Origin of the sequence: Parasphingomonas frigoris, assembly GCF_036663815.1 — a bacterium.
Taxonomy (GTDB): domain Bacteria; phylum Pseudomonadota; class Alphaproteobacteria; order Sphingomonadales; family Sphingomonadaceae; genus Sphingomonas.
The window spans coordinates 1-23247 of record NZ_JAXOJQ010000013.1 but is presented as its reverse complement, the minus strand read 5'-3'; the positions used below and the strand labels follow the sequence as shown (position 1 = coordinate 23247).

Below are 23247 nucleotides of genomic sequence, written 5' to 3'. Positions count from 1 at the left end.
CTAGTGACCCTCCTCGTTCGCCGACCGGTCCAGGTACAGCATCTCTTTCAGAAACTTCTCTTCCGTCGCGAGTTCGCCGGCGGCCACGCGAAACGACATCAGGCAGCCATCGGGATCGACCTCGCTCCCGACCACGGCTAGGCGCCGTCGCGCCCACTTCGGGATCGGGGAGAACAAATCGATCGTCGCGCCATGCTCGTCGCTCCGCAACCGGTATCCCTGAGAACGGAGCGCCACGGCATCGATCGCCATCTGCAGCCGCCAGGCCGCGTCACAACCGCGAAACCGATCCCCATGCAATGGAAGGTCCAAGAGCGTGAGCGGAATACCGTCGCGAAGCTGCGCGTAGCCCCAGAGGTCCGATCCGAAGGTTTGCGGGCGTCGAACGACGAAATTGCCGGTCAGCAATCCCGGTAGACCCCAGCGCCTCCTGTAGCTTCGTGTCTCGCGTGACCCGTCAAGCACAAGCAGGTCGGGGATCCCGCCGGAGGGCAGGCAGGCGGAGAGCTTGGCGTTGTATGAAGCTAGCAGGTCGGTAGCCGGTAGCGTCTTTGGACACTTCATCCAGGCGGCGTTCGACAGTTCCCGCAAACCGAGTTCGCGAAGCGCCGTCGCCAGATCCTCGCCCGGCAACGGTTCGATATAACGGACGCCAAAACGGTTGACGACGCGCGTGCGCATCTCCGTTGGTAGAGGCGTTTGCTCGTCGGCCGAAAGGCCGAGAATGAAGGCGCTTCCACTCGGCCTGGCAACGAACGCCGGGGGCGCAGCGACCAGCCAGGTGCTCCGCACCTGCTCGCCGACTAGCGCTACGTCGCTTAACTCGAGCAAGTCGCCGATTGCCACCAATGCCTCGATCGACCGTTCCACCAGTGCCTCGAACGAGTCCTCGTCGGCAACCAGTCCGCGATGGCTGTCGATCATGGTGCGGACAAGCGTGCGAGGCGAGCATGGACAGAGGAAGCCCGCCAACCTCCGGAGGACCGCCGCGAGATAAGATGGCGCAAGCACGCCAGTCTCCTCCCGGTCCATCCCGAAAAGGGCGACAGTCGTTGCAACGACTGTTCCCGGCTCGATCACCTCGATCACGTGCTGCCCCCCGTAGTCCCCTGGTGACCGACCTCTGCTCGTCCGAGCAACTGGATGATGCGTGCTCCCGCAGTTAGTGCCTGATGATCCCAAAGGTGGTCGATTATGGCGATGAGCTCGGCTTCCGCCGGCCGCGATTCACCGTCCAAAACTGCCGACAGATCGAGCGCGGGCTTCGACGCTACACCTGGGGCTACGGCGTAGCGATGCGCTAGCGAGGCGAACTCTCGCTGGCGCACGTGGTCCGCAAGGCGTGCGAACTTGCCTGCGTCGCGCGCCAACACCAATGCGAACACTCGCTTCTTCTCAAAGCACTGGAGCAGTGCCTCTATGGCGGCTTCCACCGGCAGGCCCATTCTCAGGCCCCGCTCGGCGTTCGCCCAGTTCGGACCGCACATCACCTCGAAGAAATGCTCTTTGAGGCGCGCCACGACCCGGGCTCGACGTTCCGTTGCGAGGGCGCCGGCCACTCGCGCGTCGGACCAAGAGAAGATCGCGTGTACTATGGCGAGCGCAAGCTCCTTGGAGCGGGGCACTCTCGCGAACTGTGGTTCAACCAACAGCCCCCCGAAACCGTCTATCTTCCTCATTCCAACGACAAGGGAGACACGGTGGTCGCCGAAGCGCGCGACAAACAGGCCGCCTGGCGCCAAGGGCTCGACCCCGGTACCGATCGCTTCGGCGTCGAGGTGCTCCTCCTCCAATGGCTTCGCGAACGAGTGGAACGACACCCGTACCGGCGCGTCACCGTCGTGGTCGTCTATGAGGCGAAGGAGGGTGGTCTTGTTGGTCGCGCGCCATATCCACCGCACCGGCGAGACGTCGCGGTGCAGCGGGATGAAAACGGTCCCCAGTTCCTCGCCGTCGATCAGTATCCTGCCCGAACTTGCCCCGAGGTAGCCCCATGGTTCCTTCTCCCTGCGCTCGAAGGTCTCGAATGCCGTCCGCCACGCGCCTTGCCCCAGGGGAATGGTCAACTGCCCGACCTGCTCCACTGCAATCCGCCCGCCCGAGCCGTCGAGAAGCTCGACGCATACCGTTACCTGCCGCCCCTCAGGTCCCAAGACACTTACCTGCGCGAGACCTTCCCAGAACTCGTCCAACGTAGGCTCCGCCGGCTCCGAGGTCGCGATGAGGCCCGAATGCCCTATGGAGCCGCTGACCCACGGTGCGGGTGGACGCACAGCTAGTGAGATCACTCCCTCCACTGGCGTGCCCGCCGCGTCCGCAGCCGCATCCTTGGCCACGCTGATCGATAGAACGTGAGTGCCGGCGGGCATTGGCTGTAGCCGGACGAAAGTGGGAATCCCGGCGGCCTGGGCCGCCACCTTCAGCGCCGGTCCTGCTCCGAGCCGGAGCTCGTATTCGGCAACCGGGTGGTCGTGCTGGATCGCGAAGCAGGGACACTCTGTCTCAAGCCACTCGGTGGCACCCTCGCCGTCCCAGCCTCTCGCCGCGAGGCCCACGGGCCAGACGCGGATCGTCTGTGCGACCGACAGTCCCGCCTTCTTGAGTTCCTCCGCGTGCGCCAACGTTAGAGCCGCTGGGATCTCGATGCGGATCGCCGCGGCGCCCTTGCACAGGATCCGCGTTGGGCTCGCGGTTGAAAGAGACGGAAGATCGGCTCGTGCCACGAGGACGTAGGACTGCCCAGGCCGAACCAACCGGCCTAGGACCTCCACGGCGCGTCCATCCGATCCTGTCCGGAACAGCCAGTATGGCCCCGGCGAGATCCGGCCTTCACTGGAAAGGAGATGATCCATGGCCGCATTGGCGGTGGCGAAAGACAGCACCGGGGCGTCCGCAGGTGGCCAGGTATCTAGCACCCGCATCTGCGAGCCGTTCAGCAACCAGCCGGGAGGGCGGACGCCTGGCGATCCCGCCACCGAGCATCGGGTGCGTTTCAGGAACTCGCCGAGTTCAGGCGATAGGTCCGCCACGGCGTGGAAACTTGGAAGCTCGACGACAGGCGTCCATCCGTCCGCACCGGTCCGGCGCAGCGACAGCGCTGGCCGAATGGTGGGCCGCCGCAGTTGCGGTGTCGCGTCGGCGCGACCCACCACGGACGCGTCGGCATGCGACGGGCGCGCCGCGCCGCGCATCCTCGCGACCTCCACTGCCTTGCGCGTGTCGTGCAACCACTGACGGGCGTTCCGCGCCTTCTCGAGATCCCGGACGATCCTGGCCAAAGCCTGCGGCAGGATCGCGCCGTCGGCCTCCGTCGTTCGCTGATCCAGAAGCCCGAGCACGATCCGACCGACCAGTTCCTCCTGCTCGAGGAAGTTGTCGAAGCGCGAGCTTCCGCCACGGGTCATGCGGGCCACGTAGCGTCCGACTTCCAACGGTGACTGATCGAGGCGCGAGACCAACTGGTACCGCAAGCCGTAAAGAGCCCGGGCCAATTGGCCCTGAAGGTCCTTCGGCAACAGCGCATGGGTGATCGGCCACGATATGATCGAGAAAAAATTTGCCCACCGACCCATCGGAAGCAATCCGCCGTACGTCTTGTGAAACTTGCCAAACCACGCGCGCAAACTGGGGCGCCATCCACGATCCCACATTGGCATGCGTCGCTCAAACGTGTGCCAATATTCGTCGCCGTCGTAATCGTACCCCTGCTCGGTCGCGTATACGATCCATACCAGCCAATGCTTCGATAGCCGGTAGCCCCCGGTGCCCAGAGCAGCCTTCAAAAACCCGGGGAGCTTAGATAACTCATCGGGATCGAGGCCATGCTCGAACGCAAAAACAGCGAGCGATCGGTCCTTTCGCGCGCTTGCGAGCGTCGCGAAATGGACCTCCAAGCGTGCTTGAAGGGCGTTTAAATCAGCGATCACAAAGAGCGGCACCCATGTTCACGTAAGTGCTGCTACCTCGCTCAGATTTCTCACTCCCACTCCCCCGTAGCAACGCGCCCTTATCAGGCCGCCGTTACCAATGGATGGGCAGCTTACATGAACAAACGGTTCGCGCTACTTGAAAGCCGGAAAAGCGCTGCGACCTCCTAGTTCGAGGATGAGACCTCCAGAACTCGTCGCGCTCCGTTCACATAATGGTACGATTGGCAGGTCCGGCGATGTGAAGCAGCCTGCGTGTCGCGTCGCAGGGTTGTCCACGGCTGAATTTCAGCTCGCGCTAACGCAGAGCAGGCATCGACGTTCAAGCGACGGTCAATCGTTCCACGCTTCAGCTTTTCCTGAGAGACGGAAAAACCGCGCCCCAACCTGCGACAAGGGCTCCGGCAAACATGATAGCGCCAATCCCCCAGTTCATCTTATCCTTATAAAGGACGCCGATTATCGCCGGTGCCGCCGTACCGCAGGCGATCAGGAGAATGCGCAAAAGCAGGCGTGGCCACCAGCCGTTGAAGCGCGCTTCCAGCACGATGTCGCAGCGCGTTTCGCGCGTCTCGGGATGAGCATCGTCGGGGATCGACAAAGCTAGCCGTAGGCCCGCTGCGACCGCATCAAGCTGCTCGTCGGTGGTGAAAGTGAAGCGGTTAAGGTCATAGCGCGAGTCTAGCGCCAGCTCCTTTGCCGTCGTAAAGCGCACGGCCTTTTCGTCGCATCCGATGACCAGCTTTGTCACGCCCTTATCGGTTTGGCCACCGCTTGGCGAGTAAGTGTAGATTTCGATATCGTAGCGATAGCCCGACTGGAGCGCGTAGCGGCGGTCGGCGTAGGTAGCACCGCGCCGCCCTCGGTTCCAACGTAGCGGCCGCCAGTCGTCGGCGGTCACCAAGTCGCGCACTGCAAAAAACGCGATCTTCGTGCCTTTGTCAAACCGCTCGAACGCACTGAGAGCGGTCGCCGCCGCCTCAAACGCCGCCATCTCTTGGCTGCGTTTGGCCGCTTGTTGGCTATCGATCGCGGCATCGACTTCGATCACATATTTGCCGAGCGGATAGTTGGGATCCGTGCTCCAGGCGGGGATCAACGCCTGCTCTCGAGCGTCAAGCTTGCCCCGCAGATCATGGTCGGTCAGCGGCTGAAGATAGTCCCCAGCGGTGAGAGTAAGGATGCAGGATGAGCCGACAAGTGCGCTGCGGCGTACCGTAACGGCGCGGCATAGTACCAGAGATACCGTCCGAGCTGATTTGTCCCCGTTGAGGAAAGCGATGATCGCTTTTTGGCTGGCAAGGCTATCTGAATTGGCTCGGGCCAGCAGCGCGGGATCAAAATATTTTAGGTCATAGCGGAACTGAAAATCGCTTCCGCGTGGATGGGCAAGCGCGCGAACAATATCGTCGCCATACCGACGTGCGCTATTCGAGGAGAGCAAAAGTAGCACGCGTTTAGGGCCTTTAAGGCGTCACTTTACGAAATTCGGAGCGCCGTCCTTGACTGTCCATTTCAGATGGATCCACCCAGCAGGAACGTAATGCGAAATACCCTCTGCGTCGAATATTCGGTGGCCGCCGCTTGCGCTGACATTGAGCTTGAGGGGGGAATTAATTCTGATCGCCTGGCCGTTCAAGAATTGATACTCACGCCACTGCTCGCTGGAGATATCAGTGAATTCGAGGCCAGACGCATTGTTGAACTCAGATGCGTCGGCAAGCGCGGTGGCCATGGTTTACTCCTATGCCGTCCTCTCATAGCACCTTCGCGCAGCAATTGAATCCCTTTTCGACCTAGCGAATCCGGTCCCACCAAACGCCGAGCTGACGGCCCTCGATCGGTTTGAGGCGGGGCTTAGGCAGCGATGCAGACGCTTCTCGTCGTCGCATCCAAATCAAACGCTGAGAACGGTCCTTGCCGATCGCGATGATGATTTCCGCCTGGGTCTCGATGAGACAACAGGCGTAAACCTGTCTAATAAAGAAGCTTTAACTCGCTTCGAAACAACTTTCCGATACTCATAACCACCTCGTTCTTATCGCTTTCAAATTCGGCAACACCCAAAACGCCGGGGTCCAGCTTCCGTTCTAAAATACTCTCTTCCAAGAGATAGGTCGAATCATCTCCTATTAACTCAGGGTTCACCCCTTGCTGCAGTTCAATTCGACGTACAATCTTGTCGTTCAAAATCAGAGGAGCCGGCAACTCAATGACGGACCGTCGTCCGATCAGCGGACCGCGATCACTTGTTAGGTCCTCTGCCCTTGGCCGCTCGGCTAGCTCTACGCGCGCCTCTCGGAAGCGCTCTGCGCGTTCCTCGATCGGTGCAAAGACATAGCGTTCACCTTCAATCCCCCTTGGTCGGCCCTCAGGGAAAGCTGCCAAGTTCGCCGCTTGTGGGAAGCCCGAAGCTCGCAGCATCTGAGCAAGCGTTCCACGCGCGATTGGATCGAAGGCCATCGGGCCGTTTTCCTCACCAACTTCAAGCAGTGGCGGTTCCTCGGGATCAATGATTTTTAGCGATGACCGCTGCTCTAAGTCGCTAGATATAAAGGTCCCACAGGCCAGCCGTTCTCCTGCGATATTGGCGGGAAAAGAGACCGTTCGTTTTTGCGCATTTCCGCCGCGGGGGCCCTTACTCAGTGGCAATCCGAGTTGTTCGTCTCGATACGCGGTCGATGTCTGCGTCCCCTTGCACTCCACAACATGGAATCTACCATTGCGGCTGACGCAAACGAAATCAGGTGCTTTGCCCGGCCCGCGTTTGGCCGCTTTGCCGGTGTAGGTTCCGCCATACGTCGCCAAATAGCGCTCTATGAAATATCGACCGTCGCAGATGCCGATGAGGCTCATGCGACGGCTCAACCAATGTAGCGGCAATCCCATCCCCACGTCGTCGCTCAGTATCGTTTTCTGATGTGCGTCAAGCTCTGAGAATTCCGCGGTCAAGGTTAGCCGCTCGTCACCCTGCCAAGCGAATATGTATCGAGCGTACGCCCAGAATTCCGCTAGCGATGCACCGGAGGCCAGAACAGGTATGGTCAGCCGGCCAATCATCAGCAGCACTTCTGCCATGTCAGCCTCGTAGACCCGCGGAAGAGTCGGAAAGCGTGGCGGGAGCTTCTTATTCGGCCACGTCGATGGTACCGTTCCTACAGTGAACTTTTTCGGTAGAATGGCCATAAGCTCACCTTTAAACAGCGTTCTACGTTCCGCCTTGGAGCCACGCTTGACCGGTTGTGTGGTTGATGTCGACATCAGGGCGGGCATTGAGGGCGACCACTAGCGAAATGACTATGAAAAATCTGGTCTTGATGGCCGTCAAAAGCCGCGCGTCGGTCGCTCGTCGACGCGCGGCTTTGCGTGGTCCAGTCCGCGGGTTGGGGGCGTTTGCCCTTGGACTGCTGTCGCCAACGTGGGGCCTCGCTGAGTTGGTCAAGCGACAGTTGGATGATGACTGGGCAACCGTCTTCATCCGTCTCATGAACGGCGTCTACCTAACACTTGCGATGACGCTGATGCTGGTTATTCTGTGGTGGCCGTTGAGCCTGTCCGATTTACAGTCGACAGACTGGAACGGGCGATTCCTCCTCCTCGCATGGTATCCATTTTCGCGCTGCACAGAGGTGTTCGTCGCCTTTCTAAGAGATGCGACCCACAAATTGGATCCAGCTAGGCGGAGTCGAAGTCTGCTAACTTGGAGAGGTCGGGTCGCACTTGCGCTTCGGAGTTACCTGGAACTCGTAATAGACTTTGCCATCATCTACGCCCTTGTGCCGAGTTCTGGGTGGCAATGCGGCTACGCCGTAAAAAAAGTTACCGACGTTATTTCATATAGTGCTACAATAATCACGACGAGCGGTGGCGGCGGCTATACTGCGACCGACTGGAGGTTGCAGGCGCTAACTGGTTATGAAATCGCCTGTGGAGTGATTCTGCTGGTAGTCTGCTTTACGATCTACGTTGGGCACGCGCTCGCAGAATTTCCCGCTAAACCATCGATTGGGGATCCACCTACAGGTGACGCGGGTGAGACAGTCTCCCAAGCTCCGTCGCTTGCAGGCCACTGACCGGCAAAGTTGGCCGTCGGTCTATAAAAATCCTTCGCCTGCATGCTCCCGAAATCGTTCATGATCCCGCACATATTCCGCCACCATCTCCAGCGAGGAATGTCGGCTGTGCTCCTTCATCTTGAACAAATTGGCATTCTGGCGACCGGCTTCGGTTAAGAAGCCAGCGCGGAGCGAGTGGCCTGAGAACAGCTCAGGCGAGTAGCCTGCGGTGACCGCAGCCGCCTTTACCACCAACGCTACGCTTTGGGCGCTCATCGGCTTGTCGGTTAGCCGGCCCTGTGGAGTCAGTTTGCGGAACACCGGCCCGCTTGTGATGCCTGCCTGCTCCAGCCAGGCGCGGTAATGCCTCACCGGCTCGAGCCTGCGGCCGTCGGGGATCGCAACGGTGTGGCCCTTGCCCTCCTGGTCAGTTTTCGAGGTCGCGATGCGGATCAGCAGCCCGCGGCTGTCCTCGCTGACGCGCCCGACCGTGATCGCCACGAGCTCGGAACGCCGGAACGCACCCGCCATCCCGATCGCGAGAAGTGCACGGTCGCGGTAGCTGCGCAGATCCTCCCCGACGATCGCGCGTACCATGTCGCGCAGAACGTCGCCGTCGGCGGGACGCTTCTTCCCGGGCAGTTCGCCGCGCTTGTCTTTGCGAATTCCACGCATCGCGCGCTCCAGTCGCGAAGCATCCGGTTGGGAAGTTGGTGGCTCGACGTCAGCGGCTCGGTGCGCAAAGACGATTGCCGCGAGCCGCCGGCCGATCGTCGCGCGGCCCAGTGGCGCCGGCTCCTTACGCGGCAGCATTGTCCCGCGCTTGGTCCGGCGGAGCTCCTGAGGACTGAACCCACTCTCGGCGAGGAGCGTTAGAAACGCAGCGACGGTCGCAGGCGTCGCTGGGAGCGGCCGATAACCGCTTTCTTGGCACCATGCGCAAAATAGCCGCCAATCCGATTTGTAGGCGCGGAGTGTTGCATCGGCCGAGGCCCGGCGGACATAGTCGTCGACGCGCTCGCGATCTTGGGGAGCAAGCTGCGGGAGATAAGGTTCGAGCGTCTGGACCTTTTCAACGACTACCAGCGCCTCAGCTACGATCGCGTCCAAGTCCGCGCGGTCGATACGAGCCGCTTCAACAATGTCATCATCGGCCAAGTCGACCTCCTGCGCCGCACGTTCATCCAACCGGCCGGTGCGTGAGATCGCCCGTAATCCGCGAAACGGGCTAACCGATCACCGGAATCTGCGCCAGCGTGTAATTAGCGGGAATCAGCGTTATCGCTAATTATAAACCGCGGCAGGTGAAATACGCAGAGCACCTTCGGCCATCAGTGTGTCCGGTGAAAAATTGTGGTACAAAGTCTCACTGTGCCACGATGGTCCGCGGCCTGCCGTTCGCGGTGCGTGGATGTGGTATCGGCAGCTTCCAATCGCTGTTCTCCGCCTGCCAGTTCGCCAGCGGCCTGATCGTGCCGTTCTTGACGCGCAACGTAATGCATAGCGTGCTATCGGCCTTCGCGCTGATGGGCGTGATCGCGGTCGTGATGGCCGCGATTGCGTTCGCCCGCTCGGTGATTGGCACCCGCGCCCGGCGGACGCTGCCGCGTGACGACGGGCGCGCGCACGCTGGGGCGCATATCGTGCTGCTGGACGCCGTTCCGGTCGGCGCGACCGATTCGCGAGTCCAGGCCATCCAGGGCGACCTGACCAACCCGGCCGTCCTATGTGCCGCGATCGGCGACGGCGTCGATCTGGTCTATCATCTGGCCGCTATCGTAGGCGGCGCGGCGGAGGCAGATTACGCGCTCGCCCGCCGCGTCAATATCGACGCCACGCTGTCGCTGTTCCGACGGCTGCGCGACACGGGCCGACGCCCCCGAGTCGTTTATGCCAGCTCGATCGCGGTGTTCGGCGAACCGCCGCCGCCGCTGGTCGATGACCGCACCGAGCCGCGCCCGACCATGACCTATGCCGCGCAGACGCGGATGATCGAGATCGCGCTGGCGCAGTTCTCGGCGCGGCTGGCTCGACGGCGTGTCGCTGCGGCTGCCAGCGATCGTCGCCAAACCCGCGGTGCCGGGCGTCGAGCCGGTGTTCCTTAACCGCGTCTTCCATGCATTCGCATCGAGCGAGGATGTCGCGCTGCCAGTATCGCCCGAGGGTACGCTCTGGGTGCTCTCAACCGCCTCCTGCGTAAAGGCACTGCTCCACGCCAGTCAGCTGTTGTTAGCAGCGATCGGCGACGATCGTACGCTGACGCTCCCCGCGCTTCGGGTCAGTCTGCGCGTCGGAGAGCGCGGTGATCGTTAGCCCCGTCACCGTTGCGGCCAACGCCGCTGCGCGATCGGCTAGATCGGCCGAGTAGATCAGGCGTCGAACTCCGATGCCCTCCAGCATCTGCGCCTGCTCGGCAGGTGACAGCCGAGCGTTGAGCGGTACCCGCGTCAACCGCGCCTTCAGACAGGCGAAGTCGAGCGGCACGCTGAACAGGCCATTGTTGGTCATCAGGCCCACCGTCGCGCCCGGAGCAGCATCGCTCGCCAGCGTCGCTGCCATGCGGCTGGACAGTGCATCAACCTGAGCGAAGGTCAGATTCTCGCTGCCAAATCGCACCGCGACCCCGCTTCCATGCCGATCCGCGCCCGAGCGGATCATGTCGGTCGCCAGCGGCGTCATCAGGCTACGCCGTGCCGCGCAAGGATCGCGTTCAAATCGGTTTCGGCAGGCAGGACGCCGAACGACCAGCCGCCCGCATCGGACAACCGCGTCGTGCAAAACGTCTCGGACACCACGGCTGGCGCGAACCGCACCAGCAACGCGCCTTGCAGCACGAGCGCCATGCGTTCGGCGACCCAGCGCCCGCGAGCTTCGGGAATTGCGCCCGCGTCCAGAAACGCGAATAGCCCTTGCGCCGCCGCGTCCAGCACGCGGTTGCCACCGGCGGCCGCCATCACTTCCGCACGATAACCGGCCAGTGCCGCCGGTTCGCGCACCAATGTCCGCAGGATATCGAGGGCGATCACGTTGCCCGACCCTTCCCAGATTGCGTTGAGTGGGGACTCGCGGAACAGCCGGGGCATGGGCGTTTCCTCGGTGTAGCCACCCCCGCCGTGGCATTCCATGCACTCGAAGACGAAATTGGGATTGCGCTTGGTCAGCCAATATTTGGCAAGCGCCACTGCCAAGCGCGCGTATCCCCGCCCCTGATCGTCGGTCGCGTCGAACGCGCGCGCCATCCGGGTCGAAAGCACGACCGCCGCCTCATATTCGATTGCCAGGTCGGCGATCACGGCGCGCATCAGCGGCTGGTCGATCAGCGTCTTCTGGAACGCGCGGCGGTGCGCGACGTGATGCACCGCCTGAGCAAGTGCAGCGCGCATGATGCCCAGCGTGCCCGCGACTGTGCCCAGCCGCGTGTGATGGACCATGTCGATGATGACGTGCACGCCGCGCCCTTCCTCCCCCAGCAACATGGCAGTGGCATCATGATATTCGATCTCGCTCGACGCACTCGATTTGTTACCGAGTTTGTCCTTCAGCCGCATGATATGGATGCCGTTGCGCTGCCCGTCGGGCGTGATGCGGGGAACGAGGAAACAGCTGAGCCCGCCCGGCGCCTGCGCCAGCGTAAGGAACCCGTCGCTCATCGGTGCCGAACAGAACCATTTGTGCCCTATCAGCCGGTACAGCCCCCCTCCGATCGGCTCGGCGCGGGTCGTGTTGGCGCGGACGTCGCTGCCGCCCTGTTTTTCGGTCATCGCCATGCCGATCGTCAGCCCGGTCTTTTCGCGGATCGGACGCAGCGCGGCGTCGTATTGGCCGCCCAGCACGCCGTCCAGCCACGGCTGAGCAACGTCCGCATGCGCCCTTAACGCGGCGACTGCGGCATAGGTCATGTTGATCGGACACATCGCTCCGGTCTCAGCCTGCGTGAACAGAGCGACCAGAGCCAGATGCGCGACATGGCCGCCCGGCTGATCCGTCGTTCAGGCGATGTCGGGGATCCGGTGCTCCGTCGCCAGCGCCATCAATTGGTGATAGGCGGGATGGAACCGCACCTCGTCCAGCCGCCGGCCGAACCGGTCGAAGCTGACCAGTTCTGGTGGGTGGCGATTGGCGAGGTCGCCCAGTTCCAGCACCGCTTCCGATCCGACCGCCGCGCCCAGCACGTCCGCGCGCTGGTCCAGCCACGCCCCCGCTTCGCGCAGTACCGCCTCCCGCAGCGGCTGATCAATGCGGTACAAATTCTGTCCGGCGAATTCGGGGGGCTGGTTGGTGACCTCATGCGTTTCGAGGATCGTCGCGGGGGCAAAGCGGGGCATCAGGCGTCTCCTCGAACGGCCGCAGAGGCCGACGTGTCTTGGGCGTCGGCGAACATCGAGCGAAGCACTGGTTTCATCACCTTGCCAGTCGGCGTGCGCGGCAGCATTGCCGCCTCCACGAAGCGCCGCGGGATCTTGTAGGCTGCCAAATGCTGACGCAGTGCGCCGCGCAGTGCGTCGTGGGACAGACTCGCGCCGGCTGCGGGCACGATGACGGCAACGATGGTTTCGCCCCATGTCTCGTGCGGCAGGCCGATCACCGCGCAGTCGGCGATCCCGGGAACCTGGGACAACGCATCTTCGACTTCCTTCGAATAGACATTCTCGCCGCCGGTGATGATCATGTCCTTCAGCCGATCGACGATGAACAGGAAGCCGTCGGCATCGACGCGCGCGAGATCGCCGGTCTTGTACCAGCCATCGGCGACGACCGCTGCGGTAGCCGCGGGATCGTTCAGATAGCCGAGCATCAGCGATTCGGATCGCAGCCAGATTTCGCCGACTTCGCCCGGCATCGCATCGCCGCCATCGGTTCGCACGACAAGCATGTCGGTGCCTGGCTGCGAGACGCGGCCAATCGATCCGGCCTTGTCTTGCTGTTCGTCCGGGTACAACAACGTGCCGCCCGGCCCAGTCTCGGTCATGCCGTAGACCTGGTAAAACCGGTCGGTGCGATACGCCTCGGTAAGCTGGCGCGAAAGCGTGGCACCGATCGGGCCGCCGCCATAAGCCAACACCCGTACCGACGAAAAGTCATAGCCATTCAATCCTTCCGGCAGCGCAAGCGGCAGCGTGAATGACACGGGCGCACCGAAATACACGCTGACCCCATCGTCCTGGAGCGCGCGCACGAACGCCTGCGGCGCATATTCGCGCAGCAGCACGATCGTTCCGCCGACGAACAGTGTCGACATGCAGAAATTGTCGAGCGGTGCGGCATGCCAGATCGGCATTGCGATCAGGGTGCGGTCCGTCGGCACCATACTGAACGAAATCGCGCTGAGCATCGCCGTGTTGCGCACGGTGCGATGGCTATGGACGCACCCTTTGGGCCGCCCGGTCGTGCCGGAGGTATAGAGGATTTGCGCCGGCGACTGCGCGTCCACCGAATGAACGATGTCGCGCGTCGGCGCGGCATCGCGTTGCACCAGCACGGTGCCGTCGCGGGACGTGCCGTCCAGCGACAGGATCAGCGCATCGTGACCGGCCTTAACCGCTGTTGGCAATCCATCCGAGACGAGGATCAACCCGGCGTCGCAATGGTTGAAGATGTACCGGCATTCGGCAGCGGTCAGCTTGTGGTTCACCGGCACCAGAACCGCGCCCTGCCGCCAGATCGCAATCATAGCAACGATGAATTCGGGCGTGTTGTAGCTCATCACCGCCACGCGTGCGCCAGCCGTGACGCCGCGCGCGTGCAGCAGCGCGGCAGTGCGATGGCTTGCTGCGACGGCCTCGCCATAGGTCCAGATCTCGCCCGCCGCCTCGATCATCGCCTTGTGCGGATGCTTGCGTGCGCTGCCATCGATCAGGTCCAGCAACGTCATGGCGTCCACTGCCATTCCCCTCCGCGCGATGATTTTGTCGGATCGCCTCGTCCCTCCTGCCGCAAATCTTCCGTGACTGTCAACACGCCGATTGTTAACAATCATATGGAATTTGCAATAAGTGACTTTGACGGTCATTGCGAAACCGAGCGGCGTCGATCGACCACTCGATGGAGGCGAATTGAAGGACGTCGAGTTTTGCAACGCGATGCGCAGCATCGGCTTCGGCGACCGGTCGTTTGCCGTGCTGCGCGGCATGTCGGGCCAACGCCCGCTCGCGGCAAGCGAGCAGATCGCGGATCAGATAAGTTACGACATCGCGCGCGAAATCCTGCCCCCGCTAACTCCGCTACGCGAGCAAGCACTGGCTGAACGGTTCGGAGTCAGCCGTGGCCCAGTACGCGATGCCCTGCGTCTGCTCGAGCGCGATGCGCTGGTCCGCGTCTCGCCAAATCGTGGTGCGGTGGTGACGGGCTATTCCGCCGCCGAAATGCGTCAGATTGCCGACATTTCGCGTGCGATCACATACCTGACCCTGTCGAAAGTAACGCAACGCGCATCCGATCTGGCCATCGTCGAGATGACTGCGGCACAATTGCGTACGGGTCGTTTGCTGCACAATGAGGATCCGGTGGCCTTTGCCCTTGCGGTTGCCGCGATCACGATGACCCAGGCACGCTTCGCGACCGGTCGCCACGGCGAAATGATCCTGCAACTGCTGTATCGCCCGTCAATCCGGTACACGGTGGCAGGTCTGCGCCGCACCGGCGCCGCTGACCAGGCCGAGACGATGTGGGACCGCCATATTGTTGCCATGCAGCGACGCGATCCCGAGACTGCCTCCAAGACATTCCTTCACATGCTGCGCGACATCCACCTTCCGGTGATCGTCCAAGACGAGCGCCATAATTCGGCGGAACCGCGTTAGGTCTAGAACCCGGTTCTTCCCGATCGCCCGATTACTATTATGAGCTGTCAGCCGCCCGGATTTTCACGACCGCGTTTGCCGCCGATTACCGCCGTCGTCGGCAGCCAACGGATTCAAGCCCACAACCTCGTACGCCACGCGCAGCTCGTTCAAAAGCCACTGCACGCTAATGGCCCGGGTTGGCGGTGTTCCCCCGAGCTTCATGGTCTCTCTCCGTCGGCCTGCTTAAATGTCCGGTACATCTCTGGAGCATTCAGCGTTGCGGGCGACCATTCGGGGCCGTCATGTGATTCAGGGCAGACCAGCGCGATCAACCGCGTTTTACCGGAGAAAGCATATCGACAAACACAGCTCGACATGCTGATTTCCTCCGACAAACCGCCGCAACGACGCAGGCATAGGGGGGAGGATAATGCGCCAGACGGCCCGTGCGTTCGCAGTACCTGTGATCGATCGCCAAAGCTTCCAGCGGCTCGAAACTTATTTTATCGCGCCGGAAATCTATCGCCGGGATGACGTGGCGGATCGCCAGGCCCAGCTGGCGCGGATCGTATCCGACACCATCACTCCGCGCTTGCTGCGCCTTCATAACGAAATCCTGCCGACCGCGCCGCCGCCGGCGGCGCTCGTCAAAGCACTGGCACCCAGCGACGCCGACGCTCTGGCCGTACCAATATCGTTACCGGTGCCATGATCGGAAAGTACGTCCCTACGTACGACTGTAAAGACGTACTCTATCCCTGATCCACACTCCGCAAGGCGGCACCCACCGGATGGATACGGTAAAGATGATGATGAGATCGAAATAATTGATCCAGGCTTGATTCTTAGTAGGTTGTGCGCGTCTGTCCTATTACAGTCTTGGGGTGAAGGGCCATCCTCCCACACGATAACGGGAACCGGCAGGATGAAATCAGAGTTCGTCTTCGAAATTCGCGGTCAGTTCGGGAATCTGGCCGGCTGGGGCAGCGATGCGTAGCATTCGAGATAGTAGGTCGACCGCTGAGCGGGTCGCCGCGGGATTCGGCATGAAGCGATCGGCCATTGATAAGCCGCGGACGGCCCACACCATCAAGCGCATGACCGTCAATGCCTCTTGTTCTGTCCCCCCAAGACCCGCGCGCATACCTTGAATGGCGAATGCCTCTACCGAGATCTGCGTCGCTCTTACGTCCTTAGCGAGTTCTGGATCGCTGTTCGCCGCCTGAAGAATATCAAGCACCGCTAGTCCGGACGGCTGGCTTAGCACGTTCCAAAGAATCGTCGGCCAATCCCAAACCCGGTGCCCGACCTCGCCAAGAGCAAGCAGAGCACCGTATTGGCGCCATTCGCGCTGAAAAACCGTATCTACCACCTGCGCCATAAGCGCGGCGCGGGTGCCGAAGTGATGAAGAATGGCGCCCCGACTGACGCCTGCACGCGCCGCGATCAACGCCGTGCTGGCAGCGTCATATCCTTTACGATGGATGACCTCAATCGTAGCCTCGACCAACGCTGATCGCGTCTCGGTTGTGCGTTCCTGCTGCGTACGTCGTTTTACCACAATCCCACCCCTCGTTTTTTTGCGTCACAGGTTTTCGCACGATTGGCAAAGCCATAAACATTCTCGCTTGAATGTATGTTCTCTCGTCGCTAGGCAGTCACGATAATATTTTAATCGGGGAGGAACTGATGATGTTTGCAAGGGCGCTTGTCGGCGCGAGCCTGATGGCTATCGCGGCCTCGGCACAGGCTCAAACGCAGCCAGCGACATCTCAGGCGCAACCGGTCGCAAACGCAGACAACAGCGTTGGCGACATTGTTGTCACTGCGCAGCGTCGCAGCGAAAGCATCCAGCGCGTACCGGTTAGTCTGACGGCGGTAAGCGCCGACGTGCTTCGCCAGAAGCAGGTTAACGAACTTTCGCAACTCAATATCCTGGCACCCAGCCTTCAGGTCGGCGGCGACAACACGTTCACCGTTCGGGGTGTCGGTACGCTTGCCTTTTCCGGTACGATCGATTCGAGCGTTGCGGTTTCGGTCGACGATGTCAATTATAGTCGTCCGCTACTCAACACTGCTAAATTCATGGATCTTGATCGTGTCGAGGTGCTTAACGGACCGCAAGGGCTTCTATTCGGCAAGAATGCTTCGTCGGGGCTGCTGAACATTGTCACTACCAAACCGCTGCTCCATAAGCTGTCGGAAGGAACGGACATAGAATATTCGTCTCGTGATAGGCCTGGCACAAACAGCAACGCGCCGGGACTCATTGTAAGGCAGACGCTCAACATTCCGATCGGCGAGATCGCTGCACTTCGGGTTGCTGGCCTTATTGGTTACGAAGAGCCACCGACGACGCTTGTAGGCAGAATGCCCGCTGGCGTCCGTTACGACATCAATCGCGGCACACGCCAGATTAAGGCCAAGCTGCTGATCAAGCCTGACGACTCTTGGTCGGTCTACATCATCGGGGATTACAACAAGCTGAGTGGCAGCGGTGGCTATTTCAATACCTCATACCGCCAGCTTGCACCCAACTCCACAAACGTAGCTCCATTGGCGGCGGACGGCATCACCGCCTCACCTGATAACTTCCTGTACGCCGGTGACGGCGGGTACTATCGCGATATCGAGACCGGCGGCGCTCAAGCGTCGGTTGGCTATACGTTTGGGTCGGGCCTGGAATTAAGCAATCTCGCGGCGTGGCGTTTCTACAATCAGAATCAACAACTTGACGTGGATCTCACGTCCTCGGATGGCGCAAACATCAATCATTCCATCGGCAATTATAATCAATATTCCGATGAACTGCGCCTAGCACTCCCGTCCGGGAACCGATTGACCGGACAGATTGGCCTTTATGCGTTCAAGTCGACATTGAACTACGATTCCACAATCGCCGGCAACAATTATTTGCCTTCGTTCGTAAGCCGGGGCTTTCCATTTTGCGTTGGTGCGATCGCAGTGCCCGGAGCTTTCCCCCCGACGTGTTCGGTAAGTAACGCCTATTTTCTGGGTAGCGATCGTAAATACACTCTCGATACTCGCAGTCTCGCCGGATTTGGCCAGTTAACGTTTGCACTCACCAATCGCCTTAAGCTGATCGCAGGGGGTCGCGTTACGAACGACAAAATTGATATTGACCTGCTGCAAGGTCGCAATCATTATTTCGTTTCCTTGGGAGGCCCAAGCGTTCACGTCGCACAAAGTTATTCTGACACAAACTTTAGTTGGAAGTTGGGCGGGCAGTATCAGTTTACGCCCGTGATCATGGCCTATGGTTTTTATGGGCGAGGCTATAAGGGGCCCGGCTTCAACGACCAAGCGGTCAATGCGATTAATTCCTTGGTTGTACGACAGGAAACTTCAGATGGCGGAGAGGTGGGCATAAAGTCGAGCTTTTTCAACCGGCGGCTGACCATCGACGTGTCTGCGTTCGTTACGACCTTCGATAATTTTCAGGTCCAATCGTTCGACACAAATGCGCGCGCGTTCATTGTTCAGAATGCTGCGAAGGTACGCAGCAAGGGCGTGGACCTTACGGTCAACTTGGTACCATTCAGAGGCCTGAGCCTCAACACAGCCGCATCATTTTTGTCGTCGAAATTTGCCAGTTTTCCCGGCGCACAATGTTATGCGACGCAGACTGCCAACGGCTGCTCGCCGACGGTCAGCACCTTCGACGCAGGCGGTAATCGCCTGCCGGGTGCGCCCCGCTTCACTTCCACAATAATTGCTCATTACGATATTCCGGTCGGTGGTGGGATTGTTCCTTTCGTCCAGGGCGATTGGTATCACCGTTCGCAAATATGGTTCTCAGTCAACCAATCACCTGGCACACAATTCCACGCTTATGATCAGTTTGGCGCCTCCGTCGGCGCCAAGATCGGCGATGGGCTGCGTGTGTCGGTTTTCTGCAAAAATTGCACGAACGTCCATGTGCCGATCGGCATTGGCACCGATGCCGGCGACGGGACCGCGAGCCCGCCGCGGCTGACGTACAACCAATCGTTCACCTTCGACTCAGTGCGTTCGCTTGGCTTTACGTTGAGCTCGCGGTTTTGAAGAGGGACGCGACAATGGAGTTGACTCGGCGAAACTTCGTGACCGCTGGTGCCGTAACCGCTCTCTCGGGGGCAGCGATGCCGCTTGGCGCAGCGGGGCGCGGCAATTCGCACTCTTTCCCACCGGGTTTCCTGTGGGGCGCGGCGACGGCGGGACATCAGACCGAGGGCAACAATACCAACTCCGATATCTGGGCGGTCGAGCATCTTAAGCCGACCTTCTACGCGGAGTCATCGGGAGACGCCTGTGACAGCTTCAACCGCTGGCCGACTGATCTCGATATTGTTCGCTCCCTTTCGCTCAACACCTATCGATTTTCGATCGAATGGGCGCGGATTGAGCCTGCGCCCGGGGAGTTCTCGATCGCGATGCTCGATCATTACCGGGCGATGATCGATGGTTGCCGGGCGCGCGGGCTAAAACCCGTTGTGACGTTCAGCCACGTCACGTGTCCGCGCTGGTTCGCGATTGCTGGCGGCTGGTCCAATCCCGAAGCAGCCAATCTGTTCGCGCGGTTTTGCGACCGCGCCGCGCGCCACCTCGCCGGTGGGATCGACCGCGCGGTAACGCTGAACGAACCCAATCTGATGCAATTGCTTCGTTGGAAGCTGCCCCCTGCCGTGTTCACGGATACGGGCAGAGTCAAGGCGGCAGCCCTCGCTGCCTATGGTACCAATCACTGGGTTTCGCTAATGGTGGAGACACAGGCCGAAACCGACGCGATGCAGCCTTTAATGATGGAAGCACACCGCCAAGGCAAGGCCGCGATCAAGGCCGCGCGCGGTGACCTGCCAGTCGGATTCAGCCTTGCGATCGAGGACGATCAGCCGGCGGGTCCGAACAGCCGTCGCGATGTAAAGCGCGCACTCTGTTACGATCCTTGGCTAAAGCTCGCACAGGCCGACGACTTTATCGGAGTGCAGAATTACGAGCGCCAGCGCGTCGGCGATAAGGGTGATCTGCCGCCGCCGGCCGAGGCGCCTAAGAGCAGCCGCGGCACTGAGATCTATCCTGCATCTCTCGCGGGTGCCGTGCGCTACGCTTGGGAAACGGCGAAGGTGCCGGTCTTGGTTACGGAGCATGGCATTGGCACCGATGACGACCGACAGCGTGCGGCACTGATCCCGGCGGCACTCGTCGCTTTGAAGGCGGCAATGGACTCCGGCGTGCCCGTCTTGGGCTATATTCACTGGTCGCTGCTCGACAACTTTGAATGGGTATTCGGTTACGGCCCCAAATACGGACTGGTCGCCGTCGATCGCACCACTTTCAAGCGCACTCCTAAGCCAAGCGCAGGTGTGCTAGCCTTCATAGCCAAGCGTAATGCGGTTTCATGATCGACCTCCGCCCCAATCGCCGTGCACTGATCGTCGGCGGGGCGGCGCTAATGATTGGGGCGCGAGGAGCCGCAGCCGCGCGACCGGGAGTGTGGCATCAAGGGGGGCTTTCCACGCTTGCGCAAGGTCATATCCAGGGCCGAGCGGAAGACGGCGTCGTCGTCTTCAAGGCCATTCCGTATGCCGCGCCGCCGATCGGACCAAATCGTTTCCGTCCACCTCAGCTAGCGCCCGTTTGGCAAGGTGTTCGTGATGGTACGGAGTGGGGATCAGCGCCGATCCAGCCTAATCCAAGTTTTGGTATGTCGCCACGCGACGCGCTCGGCACCGACAGTCGTTCGGAAGACTGCCTGTTACTGAACGTATTCGCACCCGACGGGCCCGGGCCGCATCCGGTTTATGTTTGGGTGCATGGCGGCGGCAACGAAACCGGCGCTGCGTCGCAGCCTCCGTTCGATACTGGCAGCTTCGCGCGTGCTGGGATCGTATGCGTCACCGTGGGCTACCGCCTTGGTGTACTCGGTTTCCTCGAGCTTGGCGGGCTGTTAGGGCCTGAGTGGCGCAGCAGTGCGAACAACGGTCTGAAGGATATCGTTGCCGCGCTGCGCTGGGTGCGGCGGAACATCGCTTCGTTCGGCGGCGATCCGGCGCGTGTGACGCTTGGTGGCGAATCCGCAGGTGGTAAGAACGTGGTATCTCTAATGGCCGCGCCTTCTGCGCGCGGGCTGTTCCACCGCGCAATCGTCGAGAGCGGCGGCGAGACATCTCACGATCCGCAGCGCGCGGCTACGTTAGGAGAAACGGCGCGCGGCTGGCTCGCTGAGCGGGGCTTGTCGGCAGACGCGCTACGGACGCTACCGCCTTCAGAGATGTTGACACTGCAAGACAGTATCCGCGCTCGCTTCGACCGGCCGTTCCCGTTCCGCGCGGTGATAGACGGCGCTTTTCTTCCACGCGCACCGTTGGCCGCCGCGCAAGCGGGGGCATCCGCGCAAGTCGACCTGCTAATTGGCACTAATCGCGACGAATCCATCGTCTTCCTTGATCGTTCGCGCATCGGCCAACCGCTTGCGCAGTCCGAACTTAGCAATATGGACCTGACCGTCGCCTCGCCGGTGTTTGATCGCTATCGCGCCAACTATCCCAACCTGACACCCATCGCACTGCGCGCACGCTTCTTAACGGCCGAGGAATATTGGCGCCCGTCGATGGCGTTAGCGTTGAACCGCGCAGCGCAAGGCAGCGCGCGGACTTATCTGTATCGCTTCGATCATCCCGCGGTGGCGGGTCCGTTCAAGGGATCGACCCCGCACGCTGCTGAACTTGGCTATGCGTGGGACCGACTGGACACTCCGATCGCGCGGCGGTTTGGCCAAACCACTACGGCGGCGGATTTAGCGCTCGCCGCCGAAATGCACGGTCGTTGGAGTTCGTTCATTATGACTGGCTCGCCGCAGCGCGCCGGTTCACCGACATGGCCCGCATTTGCGGCCTCCAGCCGCGAGGCGAGGATTGGTGATAGCGCCACCTATATCGCGGAGATCGACGACAACGAATGGGCGCTCTGGTCGGGGAGGTAGACAGATTAGCCGACAACCGGCGGTGATTCCGCAACCAAGCGCAGCAACTCGGCGATGATCTTGGCATGACGCTAGCCAAACGCGCGCACGCGGATGATACTGACAATGCACTCGCTTTGTGGAAACTGCGCGGCAAACGACGGTTCGGTAAAGTTGAAGGTGAAACCGCATGATCCGTCGCTCTCTGTTGTCCGACCTGACCGAGATCAACGCGTTCGACATTTTTGGCGGCAACCGCCTGCTGGAAATCGCGGACGACCACATGCTGGTCGCCGAGATCGACGGCAAGGTGGTCGGTTACGTTTCTTGGGTGCCCTGCGGGTTCGTGGGGCACGATTATATCACTCACTTGGGCGTGGACCCCGCGCACCAGCGACGTGGCCTCGGCAGCGCCTTACTGCTTGCCGCAGAGAACGCGACTGGTACCGGCCGCCTGTTCGCCTCAACCGATGAAAACAATGTCGCCATGCTAGCGCTTCTGCCGATAGAACGCTGGAGCTCCGCAGGCTCTGTTGCCTGTGTCAACAAAGGCGATCGGGCAGAGCTGTTCTTCTACAAAGATCGGTGACCCAACGGAACGGCACCAAGAATTGACGACAAAGTCGAAACAGAGCGGGCCTTTTCGTTGGTCTTACACAATGCACGTATCGATATGCCTCCACCGGGCGAGCGGCGCGCTCATTTGTTGATCTTGCTCAAATTTGGTTCGAAACGCGGGCGGTTCGTTAACTAACCCTGGCGATAGCTGGCATGAGATATTAACCGTAATGACTAATTATTTTATGCACAGGCGCGCGTTCAGGTATGCTTTGTATATGGTTATTCCTGATCATAACTGCTGCCGCTAACATCGCGATAGCACACTGTAGTCGAAGTATAGAATTCGGGGGATGTATGATAGAAGTCAGCTCTGACCTTGCTCGCAAACGGGTAATTGCTCATATGAGCGGCATGCTTACGGTTGCCGATGTTACTAATTTCTCTGAACAGCAGCAGGCCGCTGTAAAGCGCATGGGGCTGAAATCCGGTGGATATGACCTTTTGATAATCGCCGAGGGAAATCTGGTGCAGACGAAAGAGGTAATGGAGGCGTTCACTTCGCTTGTCCTTCGTTCTCCCGTAAAAGCCCGTAAAATGGCGACAGTGCGTGACGGCGCACTCGCCCGAATGCAGGCCCGACGAATGTCGCGCCTGCATGGAGGTGCCGAAACCTTTGCAACTCTTGAAGAGGCAGAGGCATGGTTAGGCTTGGAGCCCATTGATGTGAGCGTTGCGATCTGATTCAATCGGATTGCGGACAAGATGCGCTTTCCTGTCCCCGGCGTAGATTTCCAGATGCATAGGTGGTCATTGACGTGCTCCCCAGAAATCATGCCATTGGTAAGTTAGGCCGTAGACTCATAAGCGCGCAGCCACAGCCGCATTGAGGCGAGCTGGACCATCGCGAGGAAGTTCTCGGCGAGTTTGTCATATCGGGTGGCGACGCGGCGGAAGTGCTTGAG

18 protein-coding genes and 2 pseudogenes are annotated in these 23247 nt (G+C 60.7%); 9 read left to right on the top strand and 11 right to left on the bottom strand.

Annotated features, from left to right (window positions below; genetic code table 11):
- The 5 genes from U1872_RS21090 to U1872_RS21070 form a co-directional block, all read right to left on the bottom strand.
- Entirely contained in the window at window positions 1-1089 is a 1089-nt protein-coding gene (locus U1872_RS21090; RefSeq protein WP_332794859.1) for a hypothetical protein, read from the bottom strand.
- A complete protein-coding gene (locus U1872_RS21085) occupies window positions 1086-3926 on the bottom strand; it encodes a hypothetical protein (RefSeq protein WP_332794858.1) in 2841 nt (946 codons plus the stop codon). The genes U1872_RS21090 and U1872_RS21085 overlap by 4 nt, the downstream gene beginning before the upstream one ends.
- A 349-nt stretch (window positions 3927-4275) precedes the next feature.
- Window positions 4276-5379: a hypothetical protein gene (locus U1872_RS21080; RefSeq protein ID WP_332794857.1), complete on the bottom strand. Its 1104-nt coding sequence runs from the start codon at window positions 5377-5379 to the stop codon at window positions 4276-4278.
- Window positions 5380-5400: 21 nt separating this feature from the next.
- Window positions 5401-5661: a hypothetical protein gene (locus U1872_RS21075; protein WP_121905624.1), complete on the bottom strand. Its 261-nt coding sequence runs from the start codon at window positions 5659-5661 to the stop codon at window positions 5401-5403.
- Between the two features lie 242 nt (window positions 5662-5903).
- Window positions 5904-7004: a hypothetical protein gene (locus U1872_RS21070; protein WP_332794856.1), complete on the bottom strand. Its 1101-nt coding sequence runs from the start codon at window positions 7002-7004 to the stop codon at window positions 5904-5906.
- A 221-nt stretch (window positions 7005-7225) separates the two neighbouring features.
- Here U1872_RS21070 and U1872_RS21065 point away from each other — a divergent pair, with 221 nt between their 5' ends.
- Window positions 7226-7999: a hypothetical protein gene (locus U1872_RS21065; protein ID WP_332794855.1), complete on the top strand. Its 774-nt coding sequence runs from the start codon at window positions 7226-7228 to the stop codon at window positions 7997-7999.
- A gap of 21 nt (window positions 8000-8020) precedes the next feature.
- On the opposite strand, the gene U1872_RS21060 is transcribed toward U1872_RS21065, so the two are convergent.
- Complete coding sequence (locus U1872_RS21060) at window positions 8021-9139, bottom strand: tyrosine-type recombinase/integrase (RefSeq protein WP_131534523.1); 1119 nt, start codon at window positions 9137-9139, stop codon at window positions 8021-8023.
- Window positions 9140-9360: 221 nt separating this feature from the next.
- Between U1872_RS21060 and U1872_RS21055 the strand changes: the two genes are divergently transcribed.
- Window positions 9361-10086, top strand: a complete 726-nt coding sequence (locus U1872_RS21055) for an NAD-dependent epimerase/dehydratase family protein (RefSeq protein WP_332794854.1) — start codon at window positions 9361-9363, stop codon at window positions 10084-10086.
- 124 nt (window positions 10087-10210) lie between these two features.
- On the opposite strand, the gene U1872_RS21050 is transcribed toward U1872_RS21055, so the two are convergent.
- The 3 genes and pseudogenes from U1872_RS21050 to U1872_RS21035 all read right to left on the bottom strand — a co-directional run bounded on the left by U1872_RS21050 (window position 10211) and on the right by U1872_RS21035 (window position 14072).
- Window positions 10211-10660, bottom strand: a complete 450-nt coding sequence (locus tag U1872_RS21050; RefSeq protein WP_332794853.1) for an AMP-binding protein — start codon at window positions 10658-10660, stop codon at window positions 10211-10213.
- Window positions 10660-12306 (bottom strand): annotated as a pseudogene (locus U1872_RS21045) (acyl-CoA dehydrogenase family protein). Before U1872_RS21045 ends, U1872_RS21050 begins: the two are co-directional and overlap by 1 nt.
- Window positions 12306-14072, bottom strand: a complete 1767-nt coding sequence (locus tag U1872_RS21035) for a class I adenylate-forming enzyme family protein (protein ID WP_332794852.1) — start codon at window positions 14070-14072, stop codon at window positions 12306-12308. The pseudogene U1872_RS21045 and the gene U1872_RS21035 overlap by 1 nt, the downstream one beginning before the upstream one ends.
- Here U1872_RS21035 and U1872_RS21030 point away from each other — a divergent pair.
- On the top strand, window positions 14035-14781 hold the full coding sequence (locus U1872_RS21030) for a GntR family transcriptional regulator (RefSeq protein WP_332794851.1): 747 nt from the start codon (window positions 14035-14037) through the stop codon (window positions 14779-14781). The two genes, U1872_RS21035 and U1872_RS21030, sit on opposite strands and share 38 nt — an antisense overlap.
- A 412-nt stretch (window positions 14782-15193) precedes the next feature.
- A complete protein-coding gene (locus tag U1872_RS21025) occupies window positions 15194-15475 on the top strand; it encodes a hypothetical protein (RefSeq protein ID WP_332794850.1) in 282 nt (93 codons plus the stop codon).
- 219 nt (window positions 15476-15694) lie between these two features.
- Here the strand turns inward: U1872_RS21025 and U1872_RS21020 are convergent, their stop codons facing one another.
- On the bottom strand, window positions 15695-16273 hold the full coding sequence (locus U1872_RS21020) for a TetR/AcrR family transcriptional regulator (RefSeq protein WP_332794849.1): 579 nt from the start codon (window positions 16271-16273) through the stop codon (window positions 15695-15697).
- Between the two features lie 179 nt (window positions 16274-16452).
- On the opposite strand from U1872_RS21020, the gene U1872_RS21015 reads away from it, so the two are divergent.
- The 5 genes from U1872_RS21015 (at window position 16453) to U1872_RS20995 (ending at window position 23026) form a co-directional block, all read left to right on the top strand.
- Entirely contained in the window at window positions 16453-18828 is a 2376-nt protein-coding gene (locus U1872_RS21015) for a TonB-dependent receptor (protein ID WP_332794848.1), read from the top strand.
- Between the two features lie 77 nt (window positions 18829-18905).
- The gene (locus U1872_RS21010; RefSeq protein ID WP_332794847.1) at window positions 18906-20165 is read left to right on the top strand and encodes a glycoside hydrolase family 1 protein; all 1260 of its coding nucleotides are present in this window, start codon (window positions 18906-18908) and stop codon (window positions 20163-20165) included.
- Window positions 20162-21745, top strand: a complete 1584-nt coding sequence (locus U1872_RS21005) for a carboxylesterase/lipase family protein (RefSeq protein ID WP_332794846.1) — start codon at window positions 20162-20164, stop codon at window positions 21743-21745. Before U1872_RS21010 ends, U1872_RS21005 begins: the two co-directional genes overlap by 4 nt.
- A 169-nt stretch (window positions 21746-21914) precedes the next feature.
- Entirely contained in the window at window positions 21915-22313 is a 399-nt protein-coding gene (locus tag U1872_RS21000) for a GNAT family N-acetyltransferase (RefSeq protein WP_332794845.1), read from the top strand.
- Between the two features lie 326 nt (window positions 22314-22639).
- The gene (locus tag U1872_RS20995; RefSeq protein ID WP_332794844.1) at window positions 22640-23026 is read left to right on the top strand and encodes an STAS/SEC14 domain-containing protein; all 387 of its coding nucleotides are present in this window, start codon (window positions 22640-22642) and stop codon (window positions 23024-23026) included.
- A gap of 104 nt (window positions 23027-23130) precedes the next feature.
- On the opposite strand, the pseudogene U1872_RS20990 reads toward U1872_RS20995, so the two are convergent.
- Window positions 23131-23247: pseudogene (locus U1872_RS20990) on the bottom strand (IS5/IS1182 family transposase); the annotation flags it as partial.

Bases quoted from the DNA above. Each gene is read 5' to 3' on its own strand.
- U1872_RS21075 (WP_121905624.1), bottom strand. From the start codon at position 5,661: ATGGCCACCGCGCTTGCCGACGCATCTGAGTTCAACAATGCGTCTGGC.
- U1872_RS21070 (WP_332794856.1), bottom strand. From the start codon at position 7,004: ATGGCAGAAGTGCTGCTGATGATTGGCCGGCTGACCATACCTGTTCTG.
- U1872_RS21065 (WP_332794855.1), top strand. From the start codon at position 7,226: ATGAAAAATCTGGTCTTGATGGCCGTCAAAAGCCGCGCGTCGGTCGCT.
- U1872_RS21055 (WP_332794854.1), top strand. From the start codon at position 9,361: ATGGTCCGCGGCCTGCCGTTCGCGGTGCGTGGATGTGGTATCGGCAGC.
- U1872_RS21050 (WP_332794853.1), bottom strand. From the start codon at position 10,660: ATGACGCCGCTGGCGACCGACATGATCCGCTCGGGCGCGGATCGGCAT.
- U1872_RS21035 (WP_332794852.1), bottom strand. From the start codon at position 14,072: ATGCTGCGCATCGCGTTGCAAAACTCGACGTCCTTCAATTCGCCTCCA.
- U1872_RS21025 (WP_332794850.1), top strand. From the start codon at position 15,194: ATGCGCCAGACGGCCCGTGCGTTCGCAGTACCTGTGATCGATCGCCAA.
- U1872_RS21015 (WP_332794848.1), top strand. From the start codon at position 16,453: ATGATGTTTGCAAGGGCGCTTGTCGGCGCGAGCCTGATGGCTATCGCG.
- U1872_RS21010 (WP_332794847.1), top strand. From the start codon at position 18,906: ATGCCGCTTGGCGCAGCGGGGCGCGGCAATTCGCACTCTTTCCCACCG.
- U1872_RS21005 (WP_332794846.1), top strand. From the start codon at position 20,162: ATGATCGACCTCCGCCCCAATCGCCGTGCACTGATCGTCGGCGGGGCG.
- U1872_RS21000 (WP_332794845.1), top strand. From the start codon at position 21,915: ATGATCCGTCGCTCTCTGTTGTCCGACCTGACCGAGATCAACGCGTTC.
- U1872_RS20995 (WP_332794844.1), top strand. From the start codon at position 22,640: ATGATAGAAGTCAGCTCTGACCTTGCTCGCAAACGGGTAATTGCTCAT.